This is a genomic window from Streptomyces sp. NPDC102270 (assembly GCF_044766405.1).
GTDB lineage: Bacteria > Actinomycetota > Actinomycetes > Streptomycetales > Streptomycetaceae > Streptomyces.
Genome location: NZ_JBIWLX010000010.1, coordinates 363,227 through 381,757, shown reverse-complemented (window position 1 = coordinate 381,757; position 18,531 = coordinate 363,227). Strand labels below are relative to the sequence as shown.

Below are 18,531 nucleotides of genomic sequence, written 5' to 3'. Positions count from 1 at the left end.
GGGCGGGTGGGCCCACCTGGCGAACCAGGTCCAATCACCTGCGTCCGGGGCGAAGGGCGAGCGTCATCGACCCGGGTCGGTGGCGTTCCCCAGAGGAGCCGTGGTGATCGTCATGGGGGTGCCCGTGACGGCGATGAGGTACATGTGCTCGTGGGGACTGGTGGGCAGGGCACGGCGGCCGCCCTTTGGCCGCACGACGTACGCGGCCGCGCTGTGCGGGGCGATGGTGGTCGGCCCCGCGGTGACGGTCCACCAGTTGGAGGCGCCGTGACCGAGGCGGCTGGCGAAGTGGGGGGTGAGGGCGGTGTCGGTGGTGTTGACCGCGCGAACCGTGACGGAGGTGATCGCGGGGTGGGCACTGCCGGTGAGGTGGGCGGTGAGGTTCATGTCGAGCGGAGGCGGGCTGGCGGCGGCGATGCCGGCGCACAGCAGGGCCGGCGAGAGGAGTGCCGCGACGACGGCGGTCCTGGCGGACCGGCCACGGAGCCGGCGGATGCGGGTGATGCGGGGCTCCCAGGCGGAGGCGAGGGACGAGGCGGGGACCGTCGCGGCGGCGGCCAGCCACAGCGGGGTCATCATCAGGTAGTAGCCGTCCTGGGAACGCGTGGCGAGGTAGAAAGCCAGCCAGGGCAGCACGGTCAGGGCCGCTCCCAGACGGCGGACGAAGAGCAGGGTGGCTGTGAGCAGGCCCGCGAGGAGGAGCACGCTCGCGTACGAGTAGTAGTCGAGGCGGCTGCTGCCGTCGGTGAAGTAGTAGGAGATGCCCATGAGGCCCTGGCCGTGCAGGATCGCCTTCTGGGTGAGGGGCAGCAACATGCCCTCCCACCAGGTGGAGAGGCTCTGGGCGGCGAAGTAGGCGTTGATGGCCGCCCACGTCAGGGCCGCGATGCCGGTGAAGCGGGCGAGCAGGGCGGTCGCGGGCCGGGCCCCGAGGTCGCCGCGCCGCACGGCGTACAGGCCGATCAGCAGGAAGGGGAGCAGGAACCAGGCCAGTTGCTGGGCGGCGCAGGCGGCGCCCAGGCACACCGCCCGCAGCACCCCGCCTCGCCCGAGGCGCCCGCCCGCGCCGGTGGCGGGCCAGCGGACCACCACGGGGACGAGCAGGGCCAGGGCCACGATGGCCGGGTAGCCGGAGCGGGCGTAGCCGGGGAGGATGCCGAAGCCGAGGCACACGGCGGTGGCCGCCGACCTCCAGGGCACCGGGAGCAGCAGCCACAGCGCGACCGCGCCGGCGATCAGAGCGCCGGTGGTGACCACGGTGGCGGCCGCCGTCGAATGCAGTACGGCGTGGACCGGCGCGGCGAGCAGAGCGGTCAGCGGCGGATAGCCGTACGTCAGGTCCGCTCCGCCGGACATCGTCTTGGTCACACCGGACTTCGCGGTGCCGAAGAGCCAGGGCCAGGGCTGTCCGTAGACCGGGTGGCCGTGCAGGATCTCGCTCGCGGCCTGCGCGGTGAACACGCCCTCGTCGGTGCCGCCGTGGTCCAGCCAGTAACCGCACACCACCAGGGCCACCGCGAGGACGAGGACCGCGGCGTCCACCCGGATCAGCGCCCGTCTGCCGCGCACGGCCAGAGCGAGCACCGCGCACACGAGGATTCCCGCGTAGCAGACGGAGATGACCCCAGCGACGGGCGGATGGATGAGCATCGCCTGGGTCCAGGCCGCGCGGGTCCCGATGAACAGGCTGATCGTGGCGATCAGCGTCATGCCCCGGTGCCACTGCTGCGGGGTGTCGTCGCTGTCGGTCATCTGCGGCCGGGCGATGGCGGACGGGGGCGCGTCGCGCTGCCGCACTTCGGCGTCGACGGTTTGGGAGCTCATGTCCACTTTCTCCATTCTGGTCACTACAACATGGAGAGCGGACATATGCGCGCTGGGTTCATCAATGGAAGGCAAAAGGGTCATAAGAAGGTGATCTGGTGTTCAGGTGCCCGTCGCTTCGGCCGGTACACGGCGGGCGGGGGCCCCTCCTGACCGAGCAGTGGCGACCCGTGGCCGGCCTCACCAGACACGGGAGACTCACCGGGTAGGACCCTTGTGAAGCCCGCCGGCCCCACGTCCATGACGCCCGCAACGTTGGACGGACCTGCCCAGAGGCTCTCGGCTTGGCGGTGCTCGCTTTGTACAGCATCCACGGCGGTCGTGACTGACCGTAGACGACCGCCATAGCCTCGTTGGCACGGACGAGTCTTCTGCCGGGTGCACGTGAACGTGAGCGACACCGCGCGAAGACCTTCTGCCTGTTCGGTCGCCCAGGGCATGGTCAAGACCTCGTTCTCCAGTGCGCGGGCGTTGCGCCGTTCGGCTCCGCGCCGGGAGAGCGCCCGCCGGGGGCTGCCTTTACAAGCTGTGGATCGCCGGGGCCGGTTCTCCGTCCGAGGCGGAGGAACGCCTGCGGCGCCGGAGGGCGGGCAGGGCCGGCGGGGTGAGGAAGCCCTCGGCGCGGGCGCTGGCCAGGCCGATGCGAGGAATGTCGCCGCTCTTGGCGAAGAGCAGGAAGCGAGGCTCCCACACGGGCCGGTACTTGGCGTTGGCGCGGTAGAGCGACTCGATCTGCCACCAGCGGGAGAAGAAGGTGAGCATCGAGCGCCACAGCCGCAGTACCGGGCCCGCGCCGAGGCGCGCGCCGCGTTCGAAGACCGAGCGGAACATGGCGAAATTCAGCGACACCCGCCGTATGCCCAACTCCTCTGCACACAGCAGCAGTTCAACGACCATGAACTCCATCAGGCCGTTCTCGCAGGCGCGTTCCCGGCGCATGAGGTCCAGGGAGAGGCCGTGCTCGCCCCAGGGGACGAAGCTGAGCAGGGCGCGCAGTTCACCCTCGGGGTCGCGGCATTCCAGCATCACGCAGCGGCCGTCACCGGGGTCGCCTAGCCGTCCCAGCGCCATGGAGAAGCCGCGTTCGGTCGGTCCGTCGCGCCAGTGGTCGGCCTTGTCGATCAGCAGCGCCATCTCGTCGTCCGCGATGTCCTCGTGGCGTCGGACGCTCACCGTGTATCCGGCCCGGCGCACCCGGTTGTGCGCCTGCCGTACGCCCCGCATGGCGCGTCCTTCGAGGGTGAAGTCGGCGATCTCCACGATGGCCTCGTCGCCCAGTTCGAGGGCGTCCAGCCCATGCCGTGCGTAGATGGTGCCGGCCTCCTCGCTCGCGCCCATCACCGCCGGGGTCCAGGCGTGCCGACGGGCCTCTGCCAGCCACGCGTCGATGGCGCCAGGCCATGCCTCGGGGTCGCCGACGGGGTCGCCGGAGGCCAGGCTGACGCCGCCGACCACCCGGTAGGTGACAGCCGCCTTGCCACTGGCGGAGAAGATGGCCGCCTTGTCGCGGCGCAGGGCGAAGTAGCCCAGGGAGTCCCGCTCACCGTGCCGGGCCAGCAGATCGCGCAGCCGCTGTTCCTCGTCCTCGCCGAGCAGGGCGCGACCGCGGGGGGCACGGAAGCAGGCGTACAGGACGAGCAGGAAGGTCGCGGCGATCAGGATGTTGATGAGGACGTCGACCCAGCGCGGCGCGTGCACGGCGTCTACCCGGTCGGCGAGCGGGCCGACGCTGATGCCGCGCAGCAGGGTGTAGGCGATCTCGTCGGTCAGCGTGGCGCCGGGCAGCTTGTTGTTGGCGGCGACCAGCAGCGTGCCGATCGTGCCGCTGACGAGGAGACCGCCCGCTCCCACGGCGAGGGCCAGCTTCGGGTTGGAGCGGTCCCCGACAGCGTTGAACTCCCCGCGCCCGAGGAGCAGCGCGGCCACGAACAGGCCGGTGAGCAGCAGGGAACCCCAGTTGGTGACGTGCTCGCGGTACGCCTCTTGAGTCATGGCCAGCGTGTAGAGCGCGAACAGCCCGCCGGCCAGCAGCAGGTTGAAGATCCACGCAGCCCGTTTGCGGCGCCGCATCACCATGGCGAGGAAGAGTGCCAATGCCGCCGAGACGAGCCCGGCGGTGGCCAGATAGGGGGTGAAGTACTCACCGACGTTGTGCTCTTTGACCTCGTCGCGGAACGACAGTGAGACAACCGCGGCAAGGTTGAGCACCGCGAGCATCCGCAGGTACCAGACCGTGGCCGAGGCCGCGCCCCTGCGCAGCCGCGTCCCGGGGCGCGGGGGCCCGGTCGGGGAGGGAACGCGGTCCTTGGGTTTGTGCTGTCGCAGGTTCGGGGGCGAGAGGTGTGCGGACACCGTGGGGATTCACCTCGGAGGGAGGCCGGGATCTCCGGCGTGGACGGGGACGGAAGAGAGGCCGTGTCGGCGGGTTCGCGTACGAGGGATCCGATGCATGAGCGGGGTTGTTCCTTCGGCGGCGCATCGTACGGGTTCCCACTCGCCGAGGTCGTAGGCGACGACTGGTACAGGCCTCGCTCGCCCGCTTCGACGAGGCTGCGGCAGCACCGGCGGACTGGTCGCGGACGGTGGAGCTGCGCAACGGAGTCACCGACTCGGCGTCGCGGGTGCCGTTCCGGCGGTGGGTCGAGGTGGACCGCCGCAGGGGGCCTGCACCGGTCGACAGGGAGACCGCCGCCGACGTCCTCCTGGACTTCGGCCGGCGCCAGGACCCTGTCGGCGGCCCACAGCATGCGGAGGAACTCGCTCTCCGGCTCACGCCGCGTTGCCACTTCTCCTGGCTTCGCGGACGCGCGGTCACGGCTGCATCGCACCACGGGCAGAGACGTCACCGCTCGGCTGAGGCTGAACACTGCGAGATTCACCCCGATACCCAGCCCACCGACACCGGTACGTACGCGGATCATCGGCCTCGGATCATTTCCAGCCTCGACCGAACCGCCCGGCTCGTTGGGCATCAAGTCCCGTTCAGACGTGTCTCGGTGCGATTTTCACAGCTCGGCAGCGCGTCCGCCCGTGTGAGGCGGTGATGTCGCGCCCGGGTGCCCGACTGATGTGGTCAAGTGGCATCACCGTCTTCCAGCCTCCCGTTCGCTCCCCCCGCAGGGCGGAGACCAGGTTCCGCCCTCAGGTGGCTCTCGACAAGAAAGCGACGGACCACTGGCCGGCATCGCCAGCGCTCCGCCGGGGCACGATCTCCACACCCTTCCACTCGAAGGCGGGGGTGCCCCTCGGACCGCACCTGTAGCGGCGGGGGCGACATCACCGTTCCGGCTGATCCCGTGTGCCCCAAGGCGTTTCAGCAGCCATGGCAGGTGACCGATGAAGGCAAGGTGCCGCCGGCCCTTCGGACCGGCCCGCAGTTCAGCACCTGGTCGAAGCGGGCGCGAAACACTGGGTCACTGATCGCGTGCACCGCGAGAGCGTGACCGGTGGCGGCCCCGGGGGAGCCGTCACCGATCAGGTCCGTCAGCGCATGTCGGTGAGGAGGGTGGTGAGTTCAGCTTCCTGCCGGGCCTGCGACATCGGAGGGTTCGGGTGATCGATGCCGAAGGTCTTCAGGACGCTGTCCATCTGGGCGTCGATGAACGTCCAGCCGGTGTTGTCCAGCGGCTGCAACGAGGCCTGGTCGGCATCCCAGAGATCACGCAGCGACTGGGCGGCGGCGTGGGCCCCGGTCGCGTTTCCCGACCGTGCGTCCTTGAGCGCGGTCGATGCCAGTGCCTTCAGAGCGTCGACCTTGGCCGGTGGGAACTTCTTCACGGCCTGGCCAGGGGCGAGCTGAACGGTGGAGGTGGCGTCGGTCTCCGGCGCCGGACCGACGTGCGGCTGGCTGTGCGCCCAGACCAGCAGGCCCGTGGTGGCAACGGCGAGGAGGCCGAAGCCCGCCAGCCCGATGCGCTCCCTGCGCAGGTCGGCGGTGGTCTGCGGATCGTGCGTCGCCTCGTAGGTCTCGATCACGTCGGAGCGTGTCACCGTCAGGTAGATGACAGTCGCCAGGATCAGACCGAGGAAGATCAGGCTGGTGGTGAAGGTGCCCAGCGCGAGGCCGGTCGGGTCGCCCGGGTTCTGCGCGACCTTCGGGGAAGCGAGCCAGTCGCCGATGTTGGCGCCCAGCGGGCGGGTGAGGATGTAGGCGAGCCAGAAGGACAGCACCGGGTTCGCGCCGTACTTCCACAGCAGCGTGATCGCCGCGATGAGGCCGAGCGGCAGCAGGACCGAGGCACCCGGGGTCCAGCCGGTGAGCTCGAGGGTCCAGTCGCCGGTCGCGGTGCCGAGCGCGAAGGTGACGAGAACGGCGAGCCAGTAGAACGACTCACGCGGCAGCGTCGTGACCGCGTGGATCGAGAGGGTGCGCTCGCGCAACCACCACACGCCGAAGACCACGGCGAGCAGGACCGAGAACACGGCGGAGCTGATCCATAGCGGCACGTTGAGCTGGTCGGTCAGGATGTCCGTGTACAGCGTGCCCGTGACACTGACAACCACCACGGTCAGCCAGTACGGGAACGGCACGTACCGCTTCAGCCGCAACTGGACGCCCAGAACCACCACGAACACGGCGGTGAAGATCCAGGCCGTGTTCACCAGGCCGACGCCCAGCTTCATGTTGATCCAGTCAGCGAAACTCTCACCGACGGTCGTGCAAAGGATCTTGATCACCCAGAACCAGACGGTGACCTCGGGAACCTTGTTCAGCATCAGCCGCCCTCTGCGGCGCGTGCTGGCCTCGCTTGTCGTTGTCATGCGACAAGGTTGGCTCGACCAACCTGCACACAACCTGACTACGCGATCGCCTCTGGCGTGGGAAAGGTCACCTCGACACGACCGTGACCAGCCGCGATCGCACGGACTGCCACCCCGGCGGACGCGGCGAGACGCCTCACCACGGCCAGCCCCAACCCGTGCCCGTCGCCGCTGGTCACACCCGCTTCGAAGACCCGATCAACCTCCGCCGGATCGAACCCCGGGCCGTCGTCGAGAACATCGATCACGACCCCCTGGGGCTGGATGCGCGCCGTGACCCAAACGCGCGAACTCGCATGGCGCAGGCCGTTCTCCAGCAGGGGTGACAACACAGCCACGACGACTTCCGTTGCCAGGGCGACATCGACGTTGGTCGGGATGGCGAGTTCGATGGAGCGACCGGCGATCGCCTGTCGCGCCGCCGCCCTGAGATCGCAGCGGGTACTGCCATCGATCCGCGTCCGGGCGGCACCCAGAATCGTCGTGATCGCCCTGTTCAGGCGGTCAACCTCGGTCAGAACAGACTCCGGCGCCACCTGGTGACCGGAGAGTTGCGCCAACTGCGCCTCGCCCCGCAGGACCGTCAAGGGCGTCCGCAACTCGTGGGCGATCTCGTCGGTGAGCCGGCGCTCGTCCGCGAGCGCGTTGTCCACGCGGTCGAGCAGGCGGTCGAGAGTTCGCCCGAGCTCCCCGAATTCATCATGCGGAACGCCGAGGTCGAATCGGCGCCCGGGTTCGTGATCACCCCACTTGTCGGCAAGAGCGGCCATCTCGTGAACCACCCGCAACGCACGGCCCACCACGAGGTAGGCGACGACGCCCGCGAGCAGGATCGAGAGGCCACCCAAAATGAGCGACATCGCCAGGCTGCGCTGTTCCGACGTCTCGTACGGCGTCAGGTCCACCCTCACGACCGCCACGACGCGGTGGCCTTCGAGCCGGATCGGCTGAGCATAGAGAAGGTCACTGCCGACCGTGGTGGTCCGGGACTGCCCGGAGCCGGCAAGCACCTCGACCCGGTCAAGAAGGCTGCCCGGCACGATCCCGTCAACGAGGCGCCCATCGGAATACACCCACGCGACCGTGTCCAGGGCTTCGTTGCCGCCCTCGATCAGCACGACGTGGCCACTTCGTACGGTCACGTTCGCCGCCATCGCCTCGGCACGCGTATGCGCCAGAGCCTTCGCGTCCGCGTCGGTCACCTGGCTCAGCAACACGTGCGAGACCACCACCAGCACTGCGACCACCGCTGTCGCGATCAGAACCGCGAGCGCGACGACCCTCCCCCGAAAGCCCGTCACTCCCATCGGTAGCCCACCCCCCGGACCGTCGCCAGGCGGTCGGACACGCCCAGCGCACCGAGTTTGGTCCGCAGTCGGCGAACATAGGAGTCGAGAGTGTTGTCGCTGACCTGCGCGCCATGCGGCCAACCGGCAGCAACGAGGGCGTGGCGGCGTACCGCGTCGCCCTGCGAAGCGATAAGCCTGCCCAACAACCGGAACTCGGTCGGCGTCAGGCTCTCGCTTGCCGAACCGTTGATCACGACATGTTTCGCCGGATCGAGAACAACGCCCCCTGGTGGGGTCGTCGCGGTTGTTCTGCGCAGTAGGGCGCGGACTCTCACCAGCAACTCCGGGACGTCGAACGGTTTCGTCATATAGTCGTCGGCTCCCGCCTCGAAGCCGCCCACCTTGTGATGCATGCCATCCAGAGCCGTGAGCATCAGCACCGGGACATCAATGCCACGTGCCCGCAACGCCAAGCAGGCATCACGGCCATCAGCGTCCGGGAGCCCCAGATCCAGGACGACCAGATGAGGGACCGGCTCAAGGTGCCGCAGCAGGCTGCCCGCCGTAGAAGCGACTGCGACCGTATGGCCGTCGTGCTCAAGTGCGCGCTTGAGGACATCGCGGACCGCTGCGTCATCTTCACACACCACAATAAAAGCCACCCGCTGACCCTAGGCATTTCAGCGAGAGTTCTCCATTCTCCCTGGTCAGACCCCTGGGTCTGCGAGGTCCCTAACGGATTCTCCTTCCGGTGTGGCTGGACGGTCCTCGCCCCCCGGCGAGCGTCTCGCTCTCCACACCGTCGCCGCGCCCTTCCGCTCAGCGCCAACCAGTACATGTTCGCCCGCTGGCACCCCGCCACCGGCAGGGGCGACGTCCGGCGCTCGGATTCCGAGCGGCGGCACCTAGATCAATTCAAGCCATACCGGCGTACGGATGGTGGGCCGGATACAGATGATGCGGCACGAGGTCGAGCTCGTGTGCTCGTCGGCGCCGGGCCCACGCAGTACGCGGAGGGGATCGGTCGGCCGCCGCCTCACCCACGGTGGTGCGCGGCACCTTGATGATCCAGAAGCGGACGGTGACTTCGGGCACCTTGTTCCAGCGCAGAACCCGACCGGAGGGCCTGGTTGCCGACAAACGAAGGCGCGGGGTCTGTGACGCCTCGTATGACATCGGGCCCTACCCTCCCTTGGAATACCTGAACGCATCCTGACTGTCGTACCGCATCGAGTGCCCCACGCGCCCCAATCGATCACCATGGGTGGCATGACCTCGCGCGAACCGACCGCGCGGACACACCGTCCGTGTCCGAGGGGCACAGGAAGGCTTCGGCACACCATCAGCGCAGCCACAACCAGGGATGGGACGCTGACCACCCCAGCAGCCCGTCCGAACCGGCCACCCACGGAGTACGGAGCTAGTGTCAACGGTCGTCACCCATAGGAGGTACGCATGACAGCGGCGACAGAGGCAGCCACCACCGAGTCCGACGTGCTCATCAGCCTCGTGCTCCCGGTCTACGGCGTCGAGGAATTCCTCCGCCCCTGCCTCGACGCCATCCTCGCCCAGTCCTTCACCCGCTTCGAGGTCATCGCCGTCGACGACGCCTCCCCCGACGGCTGCCCCGCGATCCTCGACGAGTACGCCCGCCGGGACTCCCGCGTCCGGGTCCTCCACCTCGCGGCAAACGGCGGCCTCGGCGAGGCCCGTAACGCCGGGTTCGCTCAGGCCCGCGGCACATACGTGTGGTTCGTCGACAGCGACGACTGGATCGCCGACGGCAGCCTCGCCGCCATCGCCCCCCGTCTCGAGGCGAGCCGCCCCGACGTCCTCTTCCTCGACTACGCCCGCGCCCTGCCGTCCGGCACGATCGAGCCCGACCCACGCGCACACCTCCTGCGCGAGCCGACTCCCCCGGACAGCTTCGACCTCGCCGCCCGCCCCAGTGTCCTCGAGCTCATGATGACCGCCTGGAACAAGGTCATCCGCCGCGACTTCCTCGCCGCCCTCGGCGTCCGGTTCGGCCGCGGCCTCTACGAGGACCTCCCGGTCACCTACCCCATCCTGCTCGCCGCCGAGCGGATCGCCCTCCTCGACCAGGTCTGCTACTTCTACCGCGAGCGCCGGGCAGGCGCGATCACGACCACGGTCAGCGACCGGCACTTCGACGTCTTCGGCCAGTACGAGAAGATCTTCGACTTCCTGGACCGGCACGAGGACACCTTCGACGCCTTCCGGGCCCCGCTCTTCAACCGGGCCATCTGGCACTACACCACCATCATCGACGACCCGTCCCGCGTCCCCCCGAACCGGCGCCGCGACTTCTTCCACCGGATGGCCACGGACTTCACCCGCTACCGGCCCGCCGACTACACCTTCCCGGCCGGCGCCCGCGGCACCAAGTTCCGCCTCGTCGCCCGCGACGACTACCGCCTCTTCGCCGCCCTCGGGCCGGTCAACCGCCTCCGCCTGCAGGCCCGTCAGGGCGTCGGCACGACGAAGCGCACCGCCCGCACCACCGCGCGCCGGGCACGCGCCCTGCCCTCGTTCCTCTACTACGAACTACAGCGCCGCCTCCCGCTCGACGACCACCTCGCGGTCTACGCCGCGTACTGGTACCGCGGCTACTCCTGCAACCCCCGCGCCATCTACGAGCGCGCCCGAGAACTCGCCCCGGACATCCACGGGGTGTGGATCGTCCGCAAGGACGCCGTCGCCTCCCTGCCCCCGGGTGTCGACCACGCCGTCGAGGGCTCGCGCCGCGCCCTGCGCCTGCTCGCCCGCGCCAAGTACCTGGTCAACAACGTCAACTTCCCGCACACCATCGCCAAACGCCCCGGCTCCGTGCACGTCCAGACCCTGCACGGCACCCCTCTCAAGGTCATGGGCCTGGACCAGGAGCGCTACCCGATCGGCGCCCGTGACATGAACTTCACCCGGCTGCGCGAGCACTCCGCCCGCTGGGACTACCTTTTGTCCGCCAACCCGCACTCCTCGGGCATCTGGCCGCGCGTCTACCCGGGCTCGTACGAGCTGCTGGAGTACGGCTATCCCCGCAACGACCGCTATTTCGACACCGACCCCGACGACATCGCCACGATCCGCAAGGGCCTCGGCATCACCCCGGCGCAGACCGCTGTGCTCTACGCCCCGACCCACCGCGAGTACGCGGACGTCGGCCCGCTCCTGGACCCGGACCGGCTGGCGGCCGCGCTCGGGCCCGACCACGTGCTGATGCTGCGCTCCCACTACTACGACGCCGAGGGCAAGCAGCCGCAGGCCGACGGCGGCCGGGTGCTGGACGTGTCGAAGCACCCCGTCGTCGAGGACCTGTGCCTGGCGGCCGACATGCTGGTGACGGACTACTCGTCGATCATGTTCGACTACGCCGACCTGGACCGGCCGATCGTCATCTACGCCCCCGACTGGGAGACGTACCGAAGCACCCGGGGCGTCACCTTCGACCTGCTGGAGCAGCCGCCCGGCGCCGTCGCGACGACCGAGGAGGAGCTCATCGAGGTGCTGTGCTCCGGCCGGGCGGACGACGGCGCGGCCCAGCGGGCACGGGCCGAGTTCCGCCGCCGCTTCTGTGCCTTCGACGACGGGCACGCCGCCGAGCGGGTGGTCCGGCGGGTGTTCCTCGGTCAGGACTCAGCCGGCAGTGCGGCGTAGGAGGGCGTCGAGGGCGCGCTCGAAGGGGGCCAGCGGGTCGGCCTCCGCGGGGCCGAGGAGGCGGGCGCGCAGGCGCCCCCGTTCGTGGGCGAGCGGGTCGGGCGCGCCGCCCGCACGGTCGAGGAGTTCGTCGAGTCCGGAGAGGTCCGGGCCGATGAGCTGGCCCGCCGCCGCTGCCGGGTAGCGTTCCCGGAACACGTCGGCGTCGAGGCCTGCCGGGTTGGCGACGGCGTACGGCTTGTCCGCCGCCAGGAAGTCCGTGACCACGCCCGACACGTCGGCGATGAGCACGTCGGCGTGGTTGAAACAGTCGTAGAGGCCTGGGCGCGAGCCGGCCGTGACCCGGTGGCGAGTGCCATCGGCCCAGTACGCGTCCTGCCACTCGGCGAACACCGCTTCCCAGTCGGCGGCCGGTGCGGCACAGTCCCGGGCGGTCTGCGCCTCGTCGCCGCGGCCGGGCTGCCGCACTGTGTCGAGCCGGGCGGCGAGCCGCCCGAGCCGGGCGTCGTCCTCGGCGGCGGCGCCGTTCGCCGCCTCGATCAGCGCGAGGATCTCTGCGTGCGCCGCCTTCGCCCGACGGTCGAGGGTGCCGGTGAGGGGGTGCGGCCGGTAGAGCAGCCGGATCCGCGGCTGCCGGGCCAACAGAGTTCGGACGAGCGCCGGGCCCATCGTGATCAGCGAGGTGGCTGCGCCCTCGTCGCCGTGAAAGCCTTCCCAGGTGGGTGCGTACAGCACGGTCGGCTGCGGTGCAGCAGCGGTCGTCGTGGTGACGGGCCACAGCGAGGGCCGCCCCACCTCGACGACGTCCGTGTCCGCGACCCCGACGCCCGAGCGGGCGTACCGTTCGCGGCCGGCCGGGCCGGCGACCCACACCTCGTCGTAGACCTTGGTGAACGGGTTGAAGCTGGTCGGCTTGTCACTGTCGCCATGGCCGATGTAGACGGAACGGAACTGCGGCATCCGCAACAGGTGGGTGTTGTTGGCGGCGTTGGCGGTGAACAGTGCCACCCGGGCGCTGGGCAACTCGAAGGCGGCCAGGTCCTTGCCGAGCGGCAGGCAGACCACCGGCCGGGTCGTCGGGTCGAGCCGGGGCAGCATCTCGCGCTCGCGCAGCACGATCACCACCCGCCGTTCCGTCCGGTCGAGGACGGGCAGCCAGCCGTTGAGCTGGTACGCGGACTGAAGGTCACCGGAGAAGTAGACGACGACCTCCGGCTCGTACGCCCGCACCTGCGCGCGGACGGCGTCCAGTACGCGCCCCTTGGCGGCGAGATGCCGCGACCGCCAGGCTGGTACGGCGAGCAGGACGACGGCGACGAGACCCGCGAGGACGGCGGCTGCGGCGCCACCGGCGGCCCAGCGCGCGCCGGCCTCCGCGGCGACGGCGGCACCCGCGACCAGCGGCAGGTCGATGAAGGCGAGCGGCCCGCGGTACAGGTCCGTCAGCCGGCGCGGCGGAGCATCAGGGATGCGCAGCGCCGAGAGATCCACGTTGCGGGTGACGGCGGGCAGCCGCCGACACCACCACACATACAGCAGCAGCCCCGCATATCCCACCCGCAGCGCCTGCACCGCCAAGAACCCCAGCGCGGCAACGACGAACGCGCCGGACCCGCCCTGCCCGACCCGCGCCAGCAACACCAGCGCCGAGGCACCGCGCAGCACGGAAGGCGCCGCAACGCTCAAGCCCACGCGAGGCAACGGCTGCATCCCGCTGGTGACCCGCTTCATCACGCCGGGCTCGGCGAGGTAGCCGGCCGCGGCACACACGGCGTAGGCCCACCCGCTCGGCACCACTGCCGTCACGAACATCCCGAGCAACGCGAGCGGCAGTACGGCGACCGCGAGGGGCAGCTTCGTCAAGATTCGAGCGCGCAGGGACATCCGACGGTTCTACCAGTGCCGGAGCAGCGGCGTTCGCGCGGGGCAGGGTCGTTCCCGGCCGACCTGTGCCGAATCCCGGTACACGCCGAGCCCTCCGCACGGGGCGAGAATGCCGACGCGACACCGGCCAGGTGGGCGAACGCACCCCAGGGACCGACTCCGTTCCGGGTTGTCCCCTGCCGAGGCCGGCAACTGCCCGGCTGTACGAGGCCCGACCCCGAACCGCTCCAGCAGGGCGGGCCGCCTGGCCAGGGAGCCGATCACCGTGAACCTCGACGGCGTACGGCTGTTCGAGCGCGGCCATTCCGGTGGCGAGCCCGGTGCCGGCATCGGCCTCGCCGCTCCCCTCCCCTCGCCCCCGGCCTCGGCCTCGGCGCGGCGCCTCTCCCTGGCACGTGCCGCGCCCACCATGTTCAGAACAGCGTCACCCACAACGAGGCGAACAGGGCACCCGTCAGAGCCAGGACGCGCGGCATGCACTGGGCTCGCCAGACACGCAGGGCGAAATAGAGGGCCAGGCCGAAAGGATGGCGAGATAGATCCGGAGGAGTGCGGTGGAGTCGGACCACCACGTGACCGGAGCGACCAGGCGGGAGATACCCCGGGCGCGGGGCGCGCTGAAGAAGGCGGCGGGAGCATGGCTGCTGACCTGGCTGACGTAGACCGCCTCGTCCCAGCCAAGACCGATTCCCGGCCGGACGAGGACGAGCTGGGCGAGCGTGAAGGCTGCCGCGACCGCCGCCAGCCATGGCTCGCCCCAGGCGCGCGAAGCCCGGTCAGCCTGCAGAGTGGGGCCGATGCGCCGGGCATCGGTCGTCGTGGCGTTCGAGCCGTCGGCCATCACGCACCTGTCGTGTCCGCACGCAACGGAATGGACTCCCCTACAGCCCGTAGAGCGCCGCACGAACCCCTACGACTACAGGGTTAGAGGATGGTGAAAGCCTGACTCCCCGCCTCTGTATGGTGACCGACATGGCGGATGCGGCCCCCCCGAGCGGCCCGAGTGTCGTAGTGCGGGCGAACTGAAGACTCCGGTTCTGGCCGCCCTTCGGGCGGTGGAGCGCCCCGGCCCCCGTCCGCGCGCCGGGCCGCCCCGGCACCGCTCGGAGCGGACCGCGGCCGCGACCGAGGGGGCGTTCCACCTGCGTTTCCTCACCCAGTGCGCCGTGCCGGACACGCAGATGGCGACCGTCAGCGACATCGCGCACCTGGCCGACGTCGTGCGCAGGCCAACAAGATCGTCGACCGGGGGCCTCGCGGTTCGACCGGCTCAAGACCCAGGTCGTGTGTCGAGCGCACGATCAGCGGGATGTACCGCTGGTGCCCGGCCTCCGAATCCAGCCGCAGCACATACGCGCCCTCCGGCCGGCCCGCCGTACTGAAGACGAGCGTGCGCTTCCAGTCGGCGCGGATGGTGCGTGTACCGGACTCGAGGCGCGGTTCCACTCGGACGCGGCCCGGTATGCGCCCGGAGGACTAGATCAGCCGGGCCTCGTCACCGCCGTACCAGCCGACGCGGAAGGCCGTGACCCGGAAGGACGACGCGGTCGTCGACACATACAGACCGCACTCCTCGCCCGGGGGCACGCTCACCCGGTCCGTGTAGCCGACGACGGCGTTGCGGGACCTTGCGAGCGGATACGCCAGTTGGGTGTCCCGGCGCACTCCCGTTCTGCCTCCGGACGGTGCGGAGCGACCGTACGGGAAGGGTCCTGGGCGGAAAAGGCCGGGGCGCAGGCGGCGGCCGCCGGGACGAGCCCGGCGCCCGCGCACCCCTGCAGGAGGGTCCTGCGCCGCAGCCCCGGTCTGTGTTCCGTCCCGTGCCGCGGCGCCCCTCGCCGGTCGTGCCCCACATCGCCTCCTGCGCGTCCGGCCAGGTCCTGTTGCGAACGTCCCGGGGCAGGCGGGACATGGCGACAGACCCAGCGTGTACACCACCCCTGCGAGTCAGCGTCGCACGGCACAAAAGGACGCGCGCCTCATGGCGGCGGCGGGCGCACCGCCTGCAGCACCGCCCAGGCGACGGACACGAACGGCACGGCCACCACGGCGCCGATCACGCCCGCGACGATGCTCCCCGCGATCACGGAGACGGCGACGACCAGCGGGTGCAGCCGGACGGCCCAGCTCATCACAAGGGGATGCAGGAGATGTCCCTCGATCTGTCCGATGACGACGATGAGCAGCAGCACGGCCGCGGCCGTGAGCGGACCGCGCCCGGTCAGGGCGACCACTGTGGCCACCGCCAGCGCGACCGGCGAGCCGACCAGTGGCACGAAGGTGGCGAAGAACTCCAGCAGGGTGAGGGGCAGCGCGAGCGGGACCCGCAGTGCCAGCAGGACGATGCCGACGAGTACCGCGTTTGTCGCGGCCACGATGATGATGCCGCGCGTGTACCCGGCGAAGGTCCGCCAGGCCGCGCGCCCCGCCCGGTCCCACCCCGGCCGGGCGCCGCGTGGGAGCTGGTCGCGCACCCAGGACCACAGGCGTTCGCCCGAGTGGATGAAGAAGACGGAGAAGAACAGCGCGAGGGCGAGGCCGGTGACCAGCTCGACGACCCGGCCAAGGCCGCTGACGGCTCTGCTGAAGAGGGCTGCCCGGTGGGACGAGAGGTACGAGCCGATCTGGTCCTGCAGGTGCGAGAGGCTCTTGTGGCGGAGTCGGAACGGCGGGCCTTCGAGCCATTGTTCGACCCGGTGGATGCCGCCGCGGGACTCTCCGGTCAGCTTTCCCCACTCGCCCGCCACCGCCTCCCCCACCAGGACGAACACGGCGAGCAGGAGCAGCAGGCTGCCGACCAGGGAGAGTGCGACGGTCAGGGGCCGCGGCAGCCAGCGGCCGAGCAGGTCGGCGACGGGTCGCAGGACCGAAGTGATCACCAGAGCGAGGAACAGGGCGGCGGCGACGAGTTGGAAGCGGCCGAGGATGGTGAAGACGCCGTAGACGACGAGGCCGACGAGGAGCAGACGCCAGGCGTAGGCGGCGGCGGCGCGCAGCCAGGGAACGACGCGCTCGGCCGCGGGCACCCGGTCGGGGGGCCGGGCGCGCGGAGGGAGGCGTACGGGCAGCGACGGCCGGCTGCCCCGCACCACAGCCACCCCGCGCCGCTTCCGCCCCGTTCCGCTCCCGTTCGCCACCACACCTCCCACGCGCCGGCTGTCGGTCGCCTCCTCAGCCAGTAGGCACCAACCGAACACGGACCGCCACACCACGCCCCACCCGCGACCGTGGCCCGGCGCCACTCCGAACGGTGTCGGCGTCGGATTCGAGACGCTGTACCGCGCCAACGCCAAGTACCGGCCCATCTGGGAACCGCGCTGCCTCCTTTTCGAGAAGGGCGCCGACCTGCTGCGCATCACCCTGGCAAGCGCCCGCGCCGAGGGTTTCCTCGAAGCACCGGGGCTTCGAAATGACTCAGCCGGAAGTGAGGGGTACGGGCCCCGGGCCGTAGGCCGGCCGGTTCCGGGCCCCGGACAAGCACGCCGACTGGGTAGAGACGGGCGGCGTCCTGTACGCCCGGATCGGCGTCGTCATCGGTCCGGACGGGGTGCTCGGACTTCCGGCAGCCGACGCTCGGCTCGTCGCCCTCCCTGTTCCGGCTACTCGTCGCCAGGAGACCTCTGGGCGTTCCTGAAGACGGCACGGCGGCGGGCCTTACGAACCGTCCAGGCGCCGATGGCGACGCAGAGGCTGCGGGCTCGCCACTCCTTTTTTCACGGCGTTACACTCAATTTACCCTTTTTGCAGTTTGTTCAGGTTGATTTGGCGTCGACGCGGCTGTTGTGACGTAGCCTCAGTCTCCGACCGTGTGCGGCGACGCGGCGTAGAGGGCTTGGTCGCTGATCGTTCTCTGGCGGAGGAGCTTCGTGTGACGGGGTTGCCCGGTGCGTCGTGGACAGGCTGGGCGGGACGGCATGCGGCGTGGCTGCTGGGGGCGTCGCTAGCGGCTCATGTGCTGTTGACGGCACTGTCGACCCCGGCATTCACTGATGCCCGGGTCTACTACGAGGCATCCCCGGGCGTGTTGTCAGGGCAGCTCTACGAGATTCGGTCGGGTCCGCACTCGCTGGTGTTCACCTATCCGCCGTTCGCCGCCCTTGTGCTGCTGCCGTTGTCCTGGCTGCCGTGGCCTGTGGCCGTGGTCGTGGTGCAGGCGGTGAGCGTGATCGCTCTGGTGGTCATCGTCGACAGGAGCGCTGTGCTGCTGGACGGTGTCCGGATGGAGCGCTGTCGCCTGATGCTGTGGGTGGCGGTGGTGTTGTGGTGCGAGCCGGTCCACCACACTCTCAACCTTGGGCAGGTGAACCTTGTCCTTGCGGCTGTCGTCCTGTCGGCGGCGGCCCTGCCGCCGGGCAGGGCCGTATTGGCCGGCGGTGGTGTAGGGATCGCCGCGGGAATGAAGCTCACTCCTGCGGTCACCGGTGCGTATCTGCTTCTCGTCGGCCGCAGAAAGGCGGCTTTCTGGTCGCTGGCGGCGTTCGGTGTGACCCTTGCGATCGGGTGGCTGGTGGCGCCACGGGAATCGGTTCGCTTCTGGCTGGGGCTGCTGTGGGACACCAGCCGGGTCGGGTGGGTGATGTCGGTGCGCAACCAATCGCTGCTAGGGGTGCTTGCCAGGCTGACCGGCCAGGACACGGGTTTGGGCCTGCTGTGGTGCGCGTGCGCGATGCTGGTCCTTGGGGCGGCGGTGGTCGCGGGGTACCGCGCCACCCGGTATTCGGATCGCCTGGGACTCTTGCTGGTCGTCCAGTTGACCGGTCTTATGCTGTTGCCGATCTCATGGAGCCACCATTGGGTGTGGTGTGTCCCGGCCCTCATGTGGCTTGCCGCGCCCCACAACCGCACGCATCTGGCCGCGCGCCTCGCGCTGGCCGCATGGGCATTGGCAGCAGGCACTGATCTGGTGCCACACCTCGCGACCGTGCAGGACGCGCTGACACCGGCCCACAACTACCCACGCGCCCTGGCATGGCTGGGAAGCACCTACTGCCTATGCGGTGCTGCCACGCTGCTCGCCGTGGCGCACCGCAAGGAGCGCAGCACTGGCCCCGTTCCAGTCGCAGGTCCTCGCCAGTCGTCATACCGCGGCACGTGAGCC

11 protein-coding genes and 2 pseudogenes are annotated in these 18,531 nt (G+C 70.2%); 3 read left to right on the top strand and 10 right to left on the bottom strand.

Annotated features, from left to right (window positions below):
• Positions 1 to 63: 63 nt before the first annotated feature.
• Both ACIRP7_RS23370 and ACIRP7_RS23365 read right to left on the bottom strand, forming a co-directional pair.
• Positions 64 to 1,824, bottom strand: coding sequence for a hypothetical protein (locus ACIRP7_RS23370; protein ID WP_403662647.1), 1,761 nt, complete (start codon positions 1,822 to 1,824; stop codon positions 64 to 66).
• Positions 1,825 to 2,343: 519 nt separating this feature from the next.
• Complete coding sequence (locus ACIRP7_RS23365; protein ID WP_403662733.1) at positions 2,344 to 4,041, bottom strand: phosphatidylglycerol lysyltransferase domain-containing protein; 1,698 nt, start codon at positions 4,039 to 4,041, stop codon at positions 2,344 to 2,346.
• A gap of 299 nt (positions 4,042 to 4,340) precedes the next feature.
• Between ACIRP7_RS23365 and ACIRP7_RS23360 the strand changes: the two are divergent.
• Positions 4,341 to 4,475: pseudogene (locus tag ACIRP7_RS23360) on the top strand (mycothiol maleylpyruvate isomerase); the annotation flags it as partial.
• Positions 4,476 to 5,307: 832 nt separating this feature from the next.
• Here ACIRP7_RS23360 and ACIRP7_RS23355 read toward each other — a convergent pair.
• From ACIRP7_RS23355 to ACIRP7_RS23345, 3 genes are read right to left on the bottom strand one after another with little or no spacing between them, the layout of a single operon-like run.
• Entirely contained in the window at positions 5,308 to 6,585 is a 1,278-nt protein-coding gene (locus ACIRP7_RS23355; RefSeq protein ID WP_403662644.1) for a hypothetical protein, read from the bottom strand.
• A 38-nt stretch (positions 6,586 to 6,623) separates the two neighbouring features.
• On the bottom strand, positions 6,624 to 7,892 hold the full coding sequence (locus tag ACIRP7_RS23350; RefSeq protein ID WP_403662641.1) for a sensor histidine kinase: 1,269 nt from the start codon (positions 7,890 to 7,892) through the stop codon (positions 6,624 to 6,626).
• Entirely contained in the window at positions 7,883 to 8,536 is a 654-nt protein-coding gene (locus tag ACIRP7_RS23345) for a response regulator transcription factor (protein ID WP_403662637.1), read from the bottom strand. Before ACIRP7_RS23345 ends, ACIRP7_RS23350 begins: the two co-directional genes overlap by 10 nt.
• A gap of 793 nt (positions 8,537 to 9,329) precedes the next feature.
• Between ACIRP7_RS23345 and ACIRP7_RS23340 the strand changes: the two genes are divergently transcribed.
• Positions 9,330 to 11,549 carry a CDP-glycerol glycerophosphotransferase family protein gene (locus ACIRP7_RS23340; protein WP_403662634.1) on the top strand — a complete coding sequence of 740 codons (2,220 nt, stop codon included), beginning with the start codon at positions 9,330 to 9,332 and terminating at the stop codon, positions 11,547 to 11,549.
• Here the strand turns inward: ACIRP7_RS23340 and ACIRP7_RS23335 are convergent.
• From ACIRP7_RS23335 to ACIRP7_RS23315, 5 genes and pseudogenes are all read right to left on the bottom strand, one after another.
• Positions 11,529 to 13,412, bottom strand: coding sequence for a hypothetical protein (locus ACIRP7_RS23335; RefSeq protein WP_403662631.1), 1,884 nt, complete (start codon positions 13,410 to 13,412; stop codon positions 11,529 to 11,531). The genes ACIRP7_RS23340 and ACIRP7_RS23335 overlap by 21 nt on opposite strands.
• 437 nt (positions 13,413 to 13,849) lie before the next feature.
• Positions 13,850 to 14,274: pseudogene (locus ACIRP7_RS23330) on the bottom strand (hypothetical protein); the annotation flags it as partial.
• Between the two features lie 350 nt (positions 14,275 to 14,624).
• On the bottom strand, positions 14,625 to 14,897 hold the full coding sequence (locus tag ACIRP7_RS23325) for a N,N-dimethylformamidase beta subunit family domain-containing protein (RefSeq protein ID WP_403662730.1): 273 nt from the start codon (positions 14,895 to 14,897) through the stop codon (positions 14,625 to 14,627).
• A gap of 12 nt (positions 14,898 to 14,909) precedes the next feature.
• On the bottom strand, positions 14,910 to 15,098 hold the full coding sequence (locus ACIRP7_RS23320) for a hypothetical protein (protein ID WP_403662628.1): 189 nt from the start codon (positions 15,096 to 15,098) through the stop codon (positions 14,910 to 14,912).
• Positions 15,099 to 15,412: 314 nt separating this feature from the next.
• Positions 15,413 to 16,570 (bottom strand): AI-2E family transporter, encoded by a 1,158-nt coding sequence (locus tag ACIRP7_RS23315; protein WP_403662625.1) that lies wholly within the window; start codon positions 16,568 to 16,570, stop codon positions 15,413 to 15,415.
• A 731-nt stretch (positions 16,571 to 17,301) separates the two neighbouring features.
• Here ACIRP7_RS23315 and ACIRP7_RS23310 point away from each other — a divergent pair.
• Positions 17,302 to 18,528 (top strand): glycosyltransferase 87 family protein, encoded by a 1,227-nt coding sequence (locus ACIRP7_RS23310; protein WP_403662622.1) that lies wholly within the window; start codon positions 17,302 to 17,304, stop codon positions 18,526 to 18,528.
• The last annotated feature ends 3 nt before the right edge of the window (positions 18,529 to 18,531 follow it).